Below are 16668 nucleotides of genomic sequence, written 5' to 3' on the forward strand. Positions count from 1 at the left end.
ACGATTAATTATTAAATACCTCTCACCCTTATTTAATAGTTAATTAAGACGAAACTTTGCAGTTTTAGTTGCGATGGTTCGTGACGCAGTGATTGCGTCAAATTAACACATCCGTTCAAACTAGATGGCAGGAGACTGCTGTCGATAAATTGGAGAATACCCAATGGCTTTAATCAGTATGCGACAACTTTTAGATCATGCAGCTGAACACGGTTACGGCGTTCCAGCCTTTAACGTGAATAACCAAGAGCAAATGCGCGCAATAATGGAAGCGGCTGACAAAACAAACAGCCCAGTAATTGTTCAAGGATCAGCAGGCGCACGTGCTTACGCTGGTGCTCCATTTATCCGTCACATGATTTTAGCAGCCGTTGAAGAATGGCCGCATATTCCAGTCGTAATGCATCAAGATCACGGCACCTCGCCAGGTGTTTGCCAACGCTCAATTCAACTTGGCTTTTCATCAGTTATGATGGATGGCTCACTAATGACAGACGGAAAAACCCCATCAAGCTATGAATACAATGTAGATGTAACACGCGAAACCGTAGCTATGGCGCATGCCTGTGGTGTATCGGTTGAAGGCGAGTTAGGTGTACTTGGCTCACTTGAAACCGGAGAAGCGGGCGAAGAAGATGGTGTAGGCGCAGAAGGTAAACTAACTACTGACCAAATGCTTACCGATCCAGAAGAAGCTGCTGACTTTGTAAATAAAACCCATGTTGATGCGCTGGCTATTGCGTGTGGTACATCGCATGGCGCTTATAAATTTACGCGCCCGCCAACAGATGACATTTTAGCAATTGATCGTATTAAAGAAATTCACGCACGTATCCCTAACACGCACTTAGTAATGCACGGATCGTCGTCGGTACCACAAGAGTGGTTAGAGATCATAAATCAATACGGTGGCGAAATTCCTGAAACTTACGGTGTGCCAGTTGAGCAAATTGTAGAAGGGATCAAATACGGTGTACGTAAAGTGAATATTGATACTGACTTACGTTTAGCCTCTACCGGTGCTATTCGTCGTCATTTAGCGCTTAATCCTTCTAACTTCGATCCGCGTAAGTACCTAGCTGAAGCAACCAAGGCGATGACGGAGATTTGTGTAGCACGTTACAATTCATTTGGTACTGCTGGGCAAGCGAGTAAAATTAAGCCAATTTCACTGGACGACATGCACCTTAAATACTTAAGCGGTGAGCTAGACCCAAAAATTAGATAACGATCTTTGACTAAGTCATAATGCAATAAAAACCAGCTGGCGTGATCTAGCTGGTTTTTTTATACCATAAAGCACGGGATCACTGTTATACCCACACAGTAAAATGGGATCACGGTTTTACTAACCACGCAGTTTTTGGATCATTCATTTACTAACTAGTGCATAGATTTACGCTAACTTTGGCGCTCAGTTAATCAGATCGTATTTTATTTATACAATAGATCAGGTAGTTAGTTATTTGACTAAGTATAACCATGATCCCAAATCCGATCGGCTTAGTAAAAACCTGATCTTTTTTAGGCTACTTAGTAAAAAACAGATCTATTTTTAACCACGCAATGATGTGTCCTAGGGCCTGTTTATCTTTCGAGGTTAAATTTGCAGCAGTCTGTTTGGTATTTAGGCAAGGAAGAGCCTGTGTAGTGTGGTTATTTCCCATAAATAGGCGCTAACGTCGTATAAATGCCAAACAGGCGCTGCCCGAACGGTTCTGCCTAGGGAAAATTTACTCTTTGTTACTCGGTTTTTACTTAGCCCACTAGGTTACAAACCTCGCGCCACGATTAAATAGCCCCTAGATTAAACAAATTATAATCCTGAAAGGTCAACAGGCCCTCGTGTAAACTCAGTTTCGTATGTGGTTTTGCTGCTGTGTTAGTAAAGTAATGATCCCGCCATTATTATCTACCCAGTAATAAAACGGTCACTTTTTATAAATATGTTTTGATTAACCGTAATTTACAAAATAGTTTTAAAAATATGATGTTAATGCGACTTTTCTGTCAGTATTTTGTGTTTTTTTTACCAGGTTTTTAATTTACACGTTACACTTTCATAAAAATGTCATACTTAGTCATAATAATGAAAACTAATTCGATAGCGTAAGAGATAATTTGGAATGTCACGTAAAGTACTAGTCGTAGATGATGAAGCTCCTATCAGAGAGATGTTAGTTTTTGTTTTAGAGCAAAATGGATTTCAAGCAATTGAAGCAGAAGATTACGATTCTGCGATTGCAGCTATGGTTGAACCCTACCCAGATATGGTTTTACTCGATTGGATGTTACCCGGTGGTAGCGGTATTCAAATAGCAAAGCAATTTAAGCAAAGTGAATATACACGCCAAATACCAATTATTATGCTTACAGCCCGCGGCGAAGAAGAAGACAAAGTACGCGGACTAGAAGTGGGTGCAGATGACTATGTCACTAAACCTTTTTCTCCTAAAGAGCTGATGGCACGTATTAAAGCGGTTATTCGCCGCGTATCACCTACCTCATTAGAAGAAGCCATTGAAGTACATGGCTTGCGTTTAGACCCAATATCGCATCGCGTTACCTCAGAGGGAAGCGAGCTTGATATGGGGCCGACCGAATTTAGATTATTACACTTTTTTATGACTCATCCAGAGCGTGTTTATAGTCGCGAGCAGCTGCTAGATCATGTGTGGGGAACAAATGTGTACGTAGAAGATCGCACAGTTGATGTGCATATACGCCGCTTACGCAAGGCGATTGCACCGTTGGGGCACGATCGCTTAGTACAAACAGTACGCGGAGCTGGTTATCGTTTTTCTAGTAAATTATAAGGTAGCGCAGCTAGAGCGAGAGTGCGCATAAATTACTACTCAAAGGTAAAGTGAGTGTATGTATCGAGTTATTAATAAACAGGCGTTAATAAAACGTCTGTTTATCTATTTTTTACCCCTATTACTTATTGGTGTGCTTGTAGGTGCACCATTTTTGCTTTTATTTTTAGGCACATCTTCTCTTTTAGTTTGGCATTATCATCAACTTTATCGCTTAAGTGATTGGCTTTTAAATCAACGTAGCTTTAACCCGCCAGAGGGCGAAGGTGCGTGGGAACAAGTATTTGAAGGCATTTATCATTTACAGCATCGTAATCGTAAAAAGCGCAATGAACTGGCTGATTTAATTCGTCGCTTTCGCGATGGCGCTGAAGCTGTACCCGATGCCGTAGTGGTGCTGCAAAGTGATTTAAGCATTGTGTGGTGTAACCAACTTGCACTTAAGGTATTGGGGCTGCAATGGCCAACCGATCATGGCCAGCGACTTGATAACCTAATACGCGAACCTAAATTTGCCAAGTACATGTTGCGCGGTGAATTTGAAGAGCCACTTGAGCTTGATAACGGGCATATTGTTGATCAAGTGCTTGAGTTTAGGGTAATGCCGTATGCCAACACACAGCTTATGGTGGTCGTACGTGATGTAACACGCCTAAAACAGCTAGAGCAAATGCGTAAAGACTTTGTTGCTAACGTATCGCATGAGCTGCGTACGCCGCTAACGGTCGTTACTGGCTATCTTGAAATGATGGATGGCGATATGATGCCACCGCCTGCAATGTGGAATAAAGCCCAAAATACCATGCTTGAGCAATGTAAGCGTATGGATAGCTTAGTCAATCAGCTTTTATCTCTTTCGCGTATTGAAGGATCGCGTAGACAAGATAACGATAAAGCCATTAATGTACCGCAAATGCTCAATTATATTAAAACCGAAGCGCAATCCATAAACCAAGATAAAGGCCATGAGCTTATTTTTAATATAGATAATCAGCTTGATATTAAAGGCGCAGAAGATGAACTACGCAGTGCGTTTTCTAATTTAGTGTTTAACGCTATACATTACACTAAAGCGGGCGGAAAAATTATTGTCACCTGGCAGCGCAAAGAAGGGTATGCGCACTTTAGTGTGAATGATAATGGTGATGGCATTGCACCAGAGCATATAAATCGTCTAACCGAGCGCTTTTACCGCGTAGATAAAGCAAGGAGCCGCACAACTGGCGGTTCAGGTTTAGGCTTAGCAATTACAAAACATGTGCTAACACGTCATGATAGTCAATTAAATATAACCAGTGAGCTTGGGAAAGGTTCGTGTTTTTCTTTCGCTTTTTCAAAGGATAAGCTTGTTAAGTTGGCAAGCTAAAAACAATAAAAAGTAAAGTCATAAAAGTGTCATTTAAGGGTAATGTAACTGTCATCTACCCGCTTTACAGTAGATGACAGTTAGGAAATGGGACGAACAAATCGGAGAACCCCGCATGAAATTTAAAAACTTAGTTGCCGCAATGGGTGTGGCTGTTACAACATTAGTATCTGCGCAGGCTGTTGCTCTTGACGAGGCAATGCCTGAATATCAAAAAATTAACGGCGTTTCAGGTAACTTTTCATCTGTAGGTTCTGATACTTTAGCCAACATGATGACTTTTTGGGCTGAAGAGTACAAACGTATTTACCCAAATGTAAATATTCAAATTCAAGCGGCAGGTTCGTCTACTGCGCCACCAGCGCTTACAGAAGGCACCTCTAACATGGGCCCAATGAGCCGTAAAATGAAATCAAAAGAAATCGAAGCGTTCGAAAAACGTTACGGTTATAAGCCTACAGAAGTACGCGTAGCAATTGATGCCTTAGCAGTTTTTGTACACAAAGATAACCCAATCGAAGGCTTACGCATTGACCAAGTAGATGCTATTTTTTCATCTACACGTAAATGTGGTGCATCTGAGCAAGTTAACCGCTGGAGCGATGTTGGCCTAACGGGCGACTGGGCTGCAAAAGACATTCAATTATACGGACGTAACTCTGTGTCAGGTACTTACGGTTACTTTAAAAAGAAAGCACTGTGTAAAGGTGACTTCCGTAACAACGTAAATGAGCAACCTGGTTCTGCCTCTGTTGTACAGTCAATCTCATCTTCATTAAACGCGATTGGTTACTCAGGCATTGGTTACAAAACATCAGGTGTACGTACGGTTCCTTTATCTAAAAAAGGCACTAACTACGTAGATGCAACGCTTGATAATGTTGCTAAAGGTAAATACCCACTTTCTCGTTTCTTATACGTTTACGTGAACAAACACCCTAATAAGCCGCTTTCACCAATTGAAGCTGAGTTCTTAAAAATGGTACTTTCTAAAGACGGTCAAAAAATCGTTGAAAAAGATGGTTACGTACCGCTTTCTGCAAAGTTAGTAGAAGCAGAGCTTAAAAAGTTAGGTTTATAATTTAAACCCAACTACAAAAAAACCGCTCAATGAGCGGTTTTTTTGTGTGTAAAATTTTAAAGCGTAAAAAGACTAATTTATTAAAAAGCGATTATAAATCAGTCAGCTTTTGCGCTTGTTCTTTACACTGATTGTAGCTTTCTACACATTTAGCAGAGCACACTTGCTGTTTTAAACCTTTGTCAATTGATTGCTGATCGCAACTATTTTCGCACTGATAGTTTTGTTGTGCGCATTGGTTTAACTCAGGGTTTTTCACTTGATTTTGGCAAGCTGCTAACAATGAAAATGACAGGGCGAGGGCACTCGTTTTAATAAATGTTTGCATGCTTATCCTTAACGTTGAACTGCGCTTTTGTTAAATCTCAACTTGTAAGTTGTCGATTAATCTAACATTGCCTAAAAAGGCGGCAGCTAAAATAACTAATTGTGTATCATCAAGTGTAGCAGCTTTTAATGTATCTCGTTGAGCTATCTCAAAATAATCAGGCTTTAAGCCGGCTTGCTCTAAACTAAGCTGTGCGCTTTGCTCAAGTGCTTTGTAATCGGTATTGCCTGCTTTGATCTGCTCAGCGCAGCTGTTTAGTGTTTTAAATAATGCGGTAGCCGTGGCTTTTTGCTCTGCAGATAAATAGCCATTTCGCGAGCTCATAGCTAAGCCAGACACTTCGCGCATGGTCGGTACACCGACAATTTCAACTGGAATAGATAAATCGCGTACCATGGTTTTAATTACTTGCAGCTGCTGAAAGTCTTTTTCGCCAAAGCAGGCATAATCAGGTTGTACTAAATTAAATAACTTAGTCACTACCGTGGCAACGCCTCTAAAGTGTCCTGGGCGCGTGCCGCCGCAATACCCCATAGATACGCCCGGTACATCTACAAAGCTCTGCTCACCAAGCCCATTTGGGTAAATGGTGTCTACGCTTGGGGTAAACACTATATCTGTGCTTAAGTCGGCTAAGCCTTGTTTGTCTTCGTTTAGCGTACGCGGGTAGCTATCTAAATCTTCGTTGGCACCAAATTGCATTGGGTTAACAAAAATGCTCACAACCACCTTGTCGGCCATTGTTTTTGCCTTTTCAACTAACGAAAAATGACCCTGATGTAAATTGCCCATGGTTGGCACTAAAGCCACGCTTAAGCCTGCTTGGCGCCACGCTTTAATTTGACTACGTAATGATTTAATTTCAGTAATTGACTGCATTATTTAAACTCATGTTCGGCGCTTGGAAATGCGCCACTTTTAACGTCTGTACAATATTTTTTAACTGCATCTGGCATGTTGCCGGTTTCGAGTAAAAAGTTTTTAGAAAATTTAGGAATGTATCCTGCCGAAATACCGACTAAGTCGTGCATTACCAGTATTTGGCCATCCGTTACATTACCTGCGCCAATACCGATAGTAGGGATAGTGACGGCATCGGTAATACGTTTAGCAAGCGCACTTGGGATACACTCAAGCACTAATAATTGGGCGCCTGCCGCTTCTAGGGCTTTTGCATCATCAATCATTTTTTGCGCTTTGTCGTCTTCACGGCCTTGAATTTTAAAGCCACCAAATACGTGCACTGATTGCGGCGTTAATCCTAAATGACCACAAACAGGAATACCTTGCTGCGTTAAACTTTTAATACTGTCGTAAAGCCATTCACCGCCTTCAAGTTTTACCATATTAGCGCCTGCACGCATTAACTCTGCTGCATTTTTACAAGTGTCGCTAACGCTTGAATAGCTCATAAAGGGCATATCGGCTATAACAAAAAGCTCACGGCTGCCACCGCGTACGCAACGGGTATGATAGGCTATATCTTGATTGGTTACGCCAAGGGTATCGTCGCCACCTTGCAGCACCATGCCCAAAGAGTCGCCAACTAAAATAACGTCCACACCGTTATCATGAAATAACTTAGCAAAACTAGCATCGTATGCGGTTAATGCGGTGATTTTGTTATTTTCTGCTTTCATTTTATTTAAAGTAGAAACGGTTATTTTAGACATAATATCCTCGCAGGCATAAGCCTTGGTTAATTACAGAGGTAATTGTTGTAAGTCGTTGAGCGGTAAATCTTGTGCAATAGTTTTTAATGCAATGCCGCTAGGTAAAATCAGTTCTGGGGCAAGTTCTAGTAAAGGGTAAACTACAAACTCACGTTCGCACAGGCCATAATGAGGCACCGTTAAGCGTGGGGTACTAATAATTTGCTGCCCAAACAATAAGGTATCTATATCAAGCGTACGTGGCCCCCAACGTTCGGCTTTTCTTACTCGCCCATGTTCAAGCTCTATGGCTTGTGTTAAATCAAGTAATTGCTCTGGTTCAAGCGCGGTTTTAATACACGCTACGGCATTTACATAATCGGGTTGGTCTTGTGGCCCCATGGGTTTGCTCGCGTAGTAATGCGATACACTTACAAATTCACAATGAGGCAGCTTTTTAAGCGCACAAATGGCGTTATCAAGCTGCTCTTTGGGTGAGTTTAGGTTGGCACCTAAACCCAAATATACACACTGCATACAATTACTCAGACGGCTTTTTAGTGGTGCGGCGGCGTGAGCGCTTACGTGGTTTTGGCCCACCTTGATGACCTAGATTCTTGACCATGTCTTTTTGGCCGTTTATATCTTGGCTTAAGTACTGGGTCCACCACTGGGCAAGCTCACTATGTTGTTGCTCACCGGCATCAACGCGTAATAATAAAAAGTCGTAAGCGGCTTTAAAGCGTGGTTGCTGGGTAAGTCTGTAAGCACGTTGGCCGGCACGTTTATCTAGACGTTGCTGTATATGCCAAATGTCGCGAGCGCCTAATGTAAAGCGTTTTGGTACTGCGATATGCTGGGCATTTTCGCTCAGTACTTTATTCATGGCTTGCGCAAAGGCGTCAAAGTAAGACAGCTGTTCTTGTTGTTTAATTTTAGTTGTGCGCTCAAGCAGCGGAAACCACAGTAAAGCAGCAAATATAAACGCAGGGGTGACTTTTTTATCAGCATTAATACGTTTATCAGTGTTTTGAAACATTTGTTGAATAAACGCGGCTTCTAAACCGTCGGGGTTTTTATCTAAAATTTTATCAAGCACTGGAAATAACGACTTAAACAAGCCGTATTGGCGTAGCATTAAATAGTTAGCTTCGGCTTTACCGTTTAAAAACAGCTTTAAAACTTCTTCGAATAAACGCGCTGGCGGAATATTATCAAGTAGGCTGGCAAGCGCGGTAATTGGCTTTTCGCTTTTTGGCGCTATGCTCATATCAAGCTTGGTTGCAAAGCGTACCGCACGCAGCATACGAACAGGGTCTTCGCGGTAGCGTGTTTCGGGATCGCCAATTAACTCAATTTGTTTTGCTTGAATGGCCGCTAAGCCATTGGCGTAATCGTATATACAAAAATCGTTAATCGAGTAGTACAGTGCGTTAATAGAAAAATCACGGCGCTCGGCGTCTTCTTCAATGCTACCAAATACGTTATCACGCAATAACTGTCCATGTTCGCTTGATTGGCTAATTTGGTTTTTGGCTTCTTGCGCTTCGTGGTGCCCGCGCATGGTAGCTACTTCTATAATTTCGCGACCAAAAACAATATGTGCTAAGCGAAAGCGGCGGCCAATAAGGCGACAGTTTCTAAATAGTTTTTTAACCTGCTCAGGGGTGGCATTGGTAACTACGTCAAAGTCTTTAGGTTGTTGACCTAACAATATATCGCGAATACAACCACCTACAAGGTAAGCGTCGTAACCACCGTCTTTTAAACGGTAAAGTACTTTGATTGCATTTGGGCTAAATTGTTTACGTGAAATACCATGTTCACCGCGTGTTATAACAACCGGTTCATCACTTGTTTGAGTGCTTTGCACATCGGCATTTGGGCCGATTATTTGCCTGCAAAATTGAAAAAGCTTGGAAATAATAATCTGTCTCCTACAGAAATGATGATTGGCTGGTCATCGCAATAAAAAAGCACCTAAATTAGGTATTATAGTGCGGTGCTTTAAATGTATTGTAAATAGCCTCTATTTAGGCGGCTATCATATACCAGCGCGGTATAAAAATTAAGTTGATGGACTGAAATTAAGCCGTTTTTAAGATTTTTATTTGCTTAAATGCGTAAATTTAGTGCTGTTTGGGTGCTGACCTTGCGAAATTTGAATTTCGGGTATGTTGGGCACTGCAGTTAAGCTAAATTCGTTAATAGCCCATGCAATTAATTGCTCTACAGACAAATCGTGCAATTGGCTATGCACAGGTAAATTTAAAAATTCAAATGCATCAATCAGCGCAGGCTTTGGGTTGTCTGTGCTAATAGCGGGCGCGTAATTTTGTTTAGAGAGTTTAAAGCCAGGCTCGGCTACCGCAAGGGGTAAATGCGCGTATTGGGGAATGGGTGCATTAAGCTGTTTAAATAAACTGATTTGCCGTGCTGTGGGCTCGATTAAATCGGCGCCACGCACTACACGGTTAATACCTTGCTCAATGTCATCAATAACCACCACTAGCTGATAAGCAAATAAACCGTCACTGCGCTTTATTATGTAATCTTCATGGGCTAAGGCACTATTAACAGTAATGCTTCCTTGAATTAAATCATTAAAATGGCATGTTGGATGCTGTTGTCTTAGGCGAAGAGCGCCTTGCTCTGTTGATAAGTTAAGCGCTTTGCAGTGACCTTGGTAAATGCCACCTATAGCTTTTATTTGTTTGCGAGAGCAGCGACAACCATATACACAGTGTTGTTGTATCAGTGAGTTTGTTATCTCTTGATAAAGGGATAGTCGCTGTGTTTGATAAACAACGGTTTCGTCCCAATATAGGCCGTAGGCTTGTAAGGTATTTAGAATATCGGCGTCGGCATTTTTTACCACACGAGTGGTGTCTATATCTTCAATGCGGACTAACCATTTACCCTGATTTACTTTAGCATCAAGGTAGCTGCCCACAGCCGCCACAAGTGAGCCAAAATGAAGTGGCCCAGAAGGAGACGGTGCAAATCGACCGCGATAGTCACGCTTTGGCGTGGTAACGGCTGTAGGAGACATAGTTAACTAATTTTAATTAACCGCGTCCAGCTTGTTTTTCTTTTATTTCTGCAAGGGTTTTACAGTCTACGCATAAATCTGCAGTTGGGCGCGCCTCTAAACGACGAATACCAATCTCGATTCCGCATGACTCACAAAAGCCAAAATCATCTTCTTTAATTAAGATAATTGTTTTTTCAATTTTTTTGATCAGTTTACGTTCGCGGTCGCGAGTACGAAGCTCTAAAGAGAACTCTTCTTCTTGCGCAGCGCGGTCAACTGGATCAGGAAAGTTGGCAGCTTCGTCTTGCATATGCGATTTTGTGCGGTCAACTTCATTACGTAAGTCGTTACGCCACGCTTCTAAAATCGCTTTAAAATGAGCACGTTGTGCTTCATTCATATACTCTTCGCCCGGCTTTTCTTGGTATGGTTCTAAACCGGCTTGAGCCAATAAACCATGTCTTTGTTGGTCTGGCATAACTCTCTCCTAAATCCTTAATTTAATGCCTCAGCATTAGCCGGCGGTATAAATAGCAGAATCTTATACCCTAGGCAAATTTATTTTTTAATTAATCGAATTAGCTTCAACCAGTGTGTTGACTAAAAAGGCTCATATTTTAATTTTGATGCTTTATTAATCGTTATTTCGGTATTTAAACTTGCCTAGTTATATGGGCATAAAGTTTAAAAGCAAGTTAATTTTTTATTTAAAGGCCACTTTCTCACTGAGCGTTACTTCACTTGGCGAAATAGATGCCTTGTAAGCGTATACTTCCACGCCTTTTTTAATCGCCTGGTTTAGTAAATCGCTGTATTTTTTATCTATATGGCTTGCGGCACTCACGGTATTGATACCTTGGTGTAAAACAGCGAACAATAATACTGCTCGGTGGCCTTGTTCGATCATTTCTATTAATTCGCGAATGTGCTTTTGCCCACGCACGGTTTGTGCATCGGGGAAGTAGCCTTGTCCACTGTGGGGATCGGTTTCGCTTAGTAAAGTGACTGACTTTACCTCTACATAGCAAGCGGGTTTATTGTCACTGGTAAGTAAAAAGTCGATACGGCTATTTTCGCTGCCGTATTTTACTTCACTTTGTAGCTGCTCATAGCCGTTAAGCTCTGTAATAACTTGATTGTTGATAGCCTCTTCAACCACTTTATTTGCCACGGCGGTATTAACACATATTAACTGTGAGAGGGTGTTTTGAGTAAGCTCTAATGAATGCGGGTATTTTCGTTTACTGTTATCGCTGGTTGAATAAAACGCATTAAAGCCAGGCTCTGCGCAACCTGTCATTTTACCGGTGTTGGCGCAGTGGGCGGTAAATTCAGTTCCATCGTTAAGTGCTAGGTCGGCTAAAAAGCGTTTATAGCGTTTTAATAACGTGGCGGGCTGTAAAACGGGGGTGTATTTCATTTAAATTCCAATGCTAAACGCGGCTAGCACGCTGGTTTATGTTATTTATCTCAAGCTGTTGGGAACTTGTACTCACTATAGTAAACTCGGTGGCACATTTAAGTGTAAGGGTATTCTAACATGAGTGAAAAATTTGTTGTTCAACTGAGCGAACAAGCAGCACCAAGCCATTGGGGCGAAAACGCGACATTATCTTTTAATGAGCAAGGTGCCACGGTTCATTTATCTGAACAAGAAACATTAAAAAATGTTCAAAAAGCAGCGCGAACAATCGCAAATCAAGGTGTTAAACAGGTTGAGCTTGCGGGCGATACTTGGTGCACTGAAAGCCAATGGGCTTTTTATCAAGGCTTTGTAACACCTAAATCACTAGACGGGGTTAAGTTTGTTGATAACGCACAATCAGATCTAAAAGAGCTTGCGCATTTAAAAGCCTCAGCTACGTGGGCAAGAGAAATGGTTAACGGTACTGCCGATGACATTTACCCTGAGAGCCTTGCCGAAAAAGCCGCAGAATTTATACAATCGTTAGCGCCTGAGCACGTAAGTTACCAAATTATTAAAGGTGATGCGTTATTAGAGCAGCAATGGATTGGTATTCATGCAGTAGGCCGTGGTTCTGAGCGTCCACCCGTTTTACTTGAGCTTGATTACAACCCAACAGGCGATGAAAACGCGCCGGTAAGTGCCGCGCTTGTAGGTAAAGGTATCACGTTTGATTCTGGCGGTTACTCAATTAAATCGAGCGAAGGTATGCTAGGCATGAAGTGCGACATGGGCGGCGCGGCAACCGTAACAGCGGGTTTAGCGCTTGCCATTAACCGCGGCATAGAAAAACGTATTAAGCTGTTTTTATGCTGTGCTGAGAACTTAATTTCGGGCCATGCTTACAAACTAGGTGATATTTTAACCTATAAAAATGGTACTACGGTAGAAATTGTTAACACCGATGCTGAAGGGCGCTTAGTACTTGCCGATGGCCTCATGGCTGCGGGCGAAACTGGCGCAGAGCTAATTATTGATGCGGCAACACTAACCGGTGCTGCATTAGTGGCTGTAGGTCAGGAGTACAATGCTTTATTTGCCCTTGATAAAGAGCTGGTTCGCGAAGTAGAAGACTTTGCCTCGCAAGAAATGGAAGCCGCATGGCCTCTACCTCTTGAAAAATGGCACCAGCAAAACTGCCCATCACCATACGCTGATACGGCAAATAGCCGCGCTCAAAAAGGCGGTGGTTACGGCGGCGCTTCAAATGCTGCAGGCTTTTTATCTCGCTTTGTACCAAACGATGGTAAAGGTTGGGTACACATAGATTTAGCTGCTGCATTTAATATGGGTAGCACTAGTCAATGGGCAGCCGGTGCAACAACGCAAGGAATGCGTACAGTAGCTCGTACATTGTTAGAAAAAGCTTAATAGTACGTAACTAAGCGTTTAATACATAAAATAGGCACCCATTGGTGCCTATTTTGCTATTTGCAGGCAAGCAATTTATTTTTATTTACGGTAAAATCCTTCGCCAATACCTGTTTGGGTGTTTAATTATTGGCTAAAGCGCCTACACTCAAATGTTATACTCACCACTGGGGTTCTAAACTATGTCAGATAAGTGCTACATCACAGCTCAACAGCTACTTGAAGATTCATTCCGCGTAGCGGCACAAGTTTATAAAGATGGCTTTCGTCCAGACTTTATTATTGGTATTTGGCGAGGTGGTGCACCTATTGGTATTGCTGTGCAAGAATACTACGATTATAAAGGCATTGAGACGGACCACATTGCGGTGCGTACGTCGTCTTATTACGGTATTGGCAAGCAATCTAAAGAAATAAAAGTACACGGTTTACATTACATTGTAGAAAACGCAAATGCAGGTGACTCACTGCTTATTGTTGATGATGTGTTTGATTCTGGGCGCAGTATTTTTGCATTAAAAGAAAAGCTTTCTGAACTTATGCGTTTAAATCTACCTCGTGATATTCGCGTAGCATGCCCTTACTATAAGCCAAAAAACTCAAAAGTAGACATGGTGCCAGATTACTTTATTCATGAATCAGAAGAGTGGTTAGTGTTCCCGCATGAGTTATCGGGTTTAACGCCAGATGAAATCATTGAAGGTAAATCTGATTTAGTAAACATCCAAGATATTTTATTAGATAAGTAATCGCGACAGGGCTAAGTGGCGAATTAAACTACACTGATGTAAGTATTTTCGGCCAGAGTTAACGCTTAACTAATTAATATTACAAAAAGGCCCTTAGGGCCTTTTTTTCTGATTGATTTTTAAAAGGTTGCGTGTTTTACAGCTGCGCAAAACTGTCTACATAATCACTCAAGCTTTGCGTATCGACCGCTTTTAACCCGTGAGAGCTGCGTTGTACTAAGCCTTTTTCGACCAGTTCAGTCACTACGCGGCGATAAGCTCGCTCAGTGGTTGCAAAACGCTCTGCTTCAGCGTTAACGGTTGGGTATGCGCGCAATAGCGTAGGATTATTGTTCTCAGCTCGTAATAAGCAGTCTTTAGCAATGTTGTAGCTTAAAGGTAGTAGTAGCTTATCTAAATTAACTTTTTGGTTTTCTTGGAACTTTGCTGCAATAGTCTGCGCTGTATACAAGCTAAGCTCTGGCTTTTCGAGTAGTAAAGCTCGCCAGTGACGAAGCTCTATCAAGTTATAAGTTACATCACTAAAACAGGTCACTGTATAAATACAGGGATTATTGTTAAGCGCTTCTATTTCACCAATTAGCGTATTATTGCAATCTAATTGGCCTAATAATAGGCGGCGTCCGTTACCTACATCATAACTAAATGAAATAGTTCCGCTGCGCACCAGCACAAGTTTACTAAGTGGTTGATCTTGGTGGATCAGCACTTCTTTTTTTGATTGTTGATAGCTACTCCCTGCAAAAGTGAGTAATTGTTCAACAAGGTAACTAGAAAAATGGTATTGAAACATCAATATGCTCTTCGGACAATTGTCCTATTTATTACACCTTAATGACGATATTATTAAGGCTCTAAGAATTTACGCTAACTTGCTACTGTATCTAGCCTTGCTAAGTACGTAATACCTTCATTTCCCGTGTAATGATTTAGGAAGCTATTGGCTACAACCAATATACTTTTTAAGGTTTTTTAAGCAAGTTAGTTTTTTTATTTTATACCAATCGCCTAATTTAGTGATCAATTTTAAGGCTAGGAGAACGTGTTGATAGCTAGGCAAAAAATCGCTATTTAGTCGTTCTCGGCAATTGCTCCTGCATTGCTCTACCTTCTGCATCCATGCAGTCGTAAATGAGCATTTTTTAACACAGGTAGCGACACGTTTAGCCCCGCAAAATGATTGAGTATTATTGCGCATTGGTATTAAACGTTGTAACACTGACAAGTGCCACACGTTAGCATTAGCGTAATGCTAACCTAAAGGGTAGGAGAGAACAATTGAGTTGGGAATATTTAGGTTATATTGCATCAGCTTTCTTGGTTGCATCGTTAACAATGACCGATGTAGTAAAACTGCGTTGGTATAATATGTTTGGTTGTATTGTATTTACTATTTACGGTGTGGCTATTGGTGCAGTGCCTGTTGCGTTTACTAATGGCTTATTAGCGCTGGTAAATATGTACCATATTATAAAGCTCTACCGACAGCCTAAAGTGTCCCGTCCTGAAATAGGTTGACGGTTTTAATGAAAGACTTGGTGCGAAAGCGCCAGGTCTTTTTTATGCACTTGATTTGGTGTTTTCATATCCAAACTTAAGTGCGGTCGCATTTCATTGTATATAAATATCGATTCTTCAACGAGCTGTTTTAACTCTGCCATATTGCGACATTTATACAGTAAAAACTCTTGCTTTAATATCCCGTTAATACGCTCTGCTAATGCGTTTTGATAACAGTCATACCCATCGGTCATCGATGGTCTAATGCCCTCTTTTAATAGCGCATTTTGATATACTTCCGAGCAATATTGTAAACCTCTATCTGAATGATGAATGGCATCACGTTTATATACGCGTTGCTTAATTGTCATTTCTAATGCTCTGACTACATCGGTTGCTTTCATTTCATCACTCAGCTCATAACCCATTATTTTTCGACTGTAAGCATCAGTGACTAACGATAGGTAATGCACGCCTTGCGCTGACTTTACGTATGTAATGTCACTAACGAAGACTTCCTCGGCCGCAGTAGGCATGTATTCCTTTAGTAAATTGGGATGCTTGCGCATCCAATGGTTACTGTTTGTTGTTTTAGTGTAATTTTTCTTTGGTTTTACAAGAAAGTCATGCTCTCTCAAATAATCAAAAAAACAATCACGACCTAGTTTAATGCCACGCTCTTGCAGGTCTGGCTTTATCATCAGATAAAGTTTCTTCCCACCAATACGAGGCATGAATTGCCGCCAGTACATCACTAATTCTTTGACTGGCTCCAATTCTTTATTCCGAGCATCTATTCTGCGCATAGCTTGATAGTAACCTTGTCGCGTTACGCCATATGCACGGCATAACGGAGTAAGCTTTATTTGATGGTTTTCTTTTGCGCGCGTGATAGCTCGGATATGTACTTTTTTCGCAAGCCCGCTCCATATTCTTCATCCATAATATTAATCATTTCATCTTTGATTAAACCCTTTAGGCGTAACTCTTCTATCTCGCGCTCTAAACGTTTAATTTTTTGTGCTGGGGTTTCTTTCGATTTAGGCATGTTGGCTATATAAGTTGGTTTAGACCAATCTAATTTACCATGTTTTCGCAGCCATACCAGAACGGTACTGCGGCCTTGAATGCCGTAATGACTTTGCGCTTGTTTATAGGTGAAGTCGCCTTTTTCTACTTGCTCAACAATAGATAATTTAAAGCCTAATGTATAATCTCGCTGAGTACGCTTAACGTCTTTAGTTTTAGTGGTTTTCATAAAATAAGTCCTAAATGTGTAAACACATTTCAGGACAAGACAAAGTTA

General features: G+C 41.4%; 17 protein-coding genes. 7 read left to right on the forward strand and 10 right to left on the reverse strand.

All coding sequences use genetic code 11. The features are described from left to right. Positions 1-163 precede the first annotated feature (163 nt). The 4 genes from fba to AN391_RS09000 all read left to right on the forward strand — a co-directional run bounded on the left by fba (position 164) and on the right by AN391_RS09000 (position 5263). The gene (gene fba / locus AN391_RS08985; protein WP_055015101.1) at positions 164-1228 is read left to right on the forward strand and encodes a class II fructose-bisphosphate aldolase; all 1065 of its coding nucleotides are present in this window, start codon (positions 164-166) and stop codon (positions 1226-1228) included. An 898-nt stretch (positions 1229-2126) separates the two neighbouring features. Beyond that, entirely contained in the window at positions 2127-2816 is a 690-nt protein-coding gene (gene phoB, locus AN391_RS08990; protein ID WP_004586083.1) for a phosphate regulon transcriptional regulator PhoB, read from the forward strand. 58 nt (positions 2817-2874) lie between these two features. Next, positions 2875-4182, forward strand: a complete 1308-nt coding sequence (gene phoR / locus AN391_RS08995) for a phosphate regulon sensor histidine kinase PhoR (RefSeq protein ID WP_055015102.1) — start codon at positions 2875-2877, stop codon at positions 4180-4182. A 115-nt stretch (positions 4183-4297) separates the two neighbouring features. Beyond that, on the forward strand, positions 4298-5263 hold the full coding sequence (locus AN391_RS09000) for a PstS family phosphate ABC transporter substrate-binding protein (RefSeq protein ID WP_055015103.1): 966 nt from the start codon (positions 4298-4300) through the stop codon (positions 5261-5263). 91 nt (positions 5264-5354) lie between these two features. Here AN391_RS09000 and AN391_RS09005 read toward each other — a convergent pair whose 3' ends face one another. The 8 genes from AN391_RS09005 to sfsA all read right to left on the reverse strand — a co-directional run bounded on the left by AN391_RS09005 (position 5355) and on the right by sfsA (position 11697). Then, entirely contained in the window at positions 5355-5591 is a 237-nt protein-coding gene (locus tag AN391_RS09005; RefSeq protein WP_055015104.1) for a hypothetical protein, read from the reverse strand. 30 nt (positions 5592-5621) lie between these two features. Further along, positions 5622-6470 (reverse strand): pantoate--beta-alanine ligase, encoded by an 849-nt coding sequence (gene panC / locus AN391_RS09010; RefSeq protein ID WP_055015105.1) that lies wholly within the window; start codon positions 6468-6470, stop codon positions 5622-5624. Then, positions 6470-7264: a 3-methyl-2-oxobutanoate hydroxymethyltransferase gene (gene panB / locus AN391_RS09015; RefSeq protein ID WP_055015106.1), complete on the reverse strand. Its 795-nt coding sequence runs from the start codon at positions 7262-7264 to the stop codon at positions 6470-6472. Before panB ends, panC begins: the two co-directional genes overlap by 1 nt. Before the next feature lie 30 nt (positions 7265-7294). Continuing rightward, entirely contained in the window at positions 7295-7780 is a 486-nt protein-coding gene (folK, locus tag AN391_RS09020; protein ID WP_055015107.1) for a 2-amino-4-hydroxy-6-hydroxymethyldihydropteridine diphosphokinase, read from the reverse strand. A gap of 4 nt (positions 7781-7784) precedes the next feature. Then, the gene (pcnB, locus tag AN391_RS09025; RefSeq protein WP_055015108.1) at positions 7785-9116 is read right to left on the reverse strand and encodes a polynucleotide adenylyltransferase PcnB; all 1332 of its coding nucleotides are present in this window, start codon (positions 9114-9116) and stop codon (positions 7785-7787) included. 234 nt (positions 9117-9350) lie between these two features. Beyond that, the gene (gene gluQRS / locus AN391_RS09030) at positions 9351-10295 is read right to left on the reverse strand and encodes a tRNA glutamyl-Q(34) synthetase GluQRS (protein WP_055015109.1); all 945 of its coding nucleotides are present in this window, start codon (positions 10293-10295) and stop codon (positions 9351-9353) included. Between the two features lie 16 nt (positions 10296-10311). Further along, the gene (gene dksA, locus AN391_RS09035) at positions 10312-10755 is read right to left on the reverse strand and encodes an RNA polymerase-binding protein DksA (RefSeq protein ID WP_004586092.1); all 444 of its coding nucleotides are present in this window, start codon (positions 10753-10755) and stop codon (positions 10312-10314) included. A gap of 225 nt (positions 10756-10980) precedes the next feature. Continuing rightward, positions 10981-11697: a DNA/RNA nuclease SfsA gene (gene sfsA, locus AN391_RS09040; RefSeq protein ID WP_055015110.1), complete on the reverse strand. Its 717-nt coding sequence runs from the start codon at positions 11695-11697 to the stop codon at positions 10981-10983. Positions 11698-11817: 120 nt separating this feature from the next. Here sfsA and pepB point away from each other — a divergent pair, with 120 nt between their 5' ends. Both pepB and AN391_RS09050 read left to right on the forward strand, forming a co-directional pair. Then, complete coding sequence (gene pepB, locus AN391_RS09045; RefSeq protein WP_055015111.1) at positions 11818-13113, forward strand: aminopeptidase PepB; 1296 nt, start codon at positions 11818-11820, stop codon at positions 13111-13113. 182 nt (positions 13114-13295) lie between these two features. Then, positions 13296-13862 (forward strand): phosphoribosyltransferase, encoded by a 567-nt coding sequence (locus AN391_RS09050; protein WP_055015112.1) that lies wholly within the window; start codon positions 13296-13298, stop codon positions 13860-13862. Positions 13863-13998: 136 nt separating this feature from the next. Here AN391_RS09050 and AN391_RS09055 read toward each other — a convergent pair whose 3' ends face one another. After that, the gene (locus tag AN391_RS09055; protein WP_055015113.1) at positions 13999-14655 is read right to left on the reverse strand and encodes a Crp/Fnr family transcriptional regulator; all 657 of its coding nucleotides are present in this window, start codon (positions 14653-14655) and stop codon (positions 13999-14001) included. Positions 14656-15140: 485 nt separating this feature from the next. Here AN391_RS09055 and AN391_RS09060 point away from each other — a divergent pair, with 485 nt between their 5' ends. Continuing rightward, the gene (locus AN391_RS09060; RefSeq protein ID WP_055015114.1) at positions 15141-15380 is read left to right on the forward strand and encodes a YgjV family protein; all 240 of its coding nucleotides are present in this window, start codon (positions 15141-15143) and stop codon (positions 15378-15380) included. Between the two features lie 5 nt (positions 15381-15385). Here the strand turns inward: AN391_RS09060 and AN391_RS20375 are convergent. Next, a protein-coding gene (locus tag AN391_RS20375) for an IS3 family transposase (protein WP_152967894.1) occupies positions 15386-16620 on the reverse strand; the annotation gives its coding sequence in 2 pieces (ribosomal slippage) (positions 15386-16269 and positions 16269-16620; 1236 coding nt in all). Between the last annotated feature and the right edge of the window lie 48 nt (positions 16621-16668).

This window comes from Pseudoalteromonas sp. P1-13-1a (assembly GCF_001401875.1).
Lineage (GTDB): Bacteria > Pseudomonadota > Gammaproteobacteria > Enterobacterales > Alteromonadaceae > Pseudoalteromonas.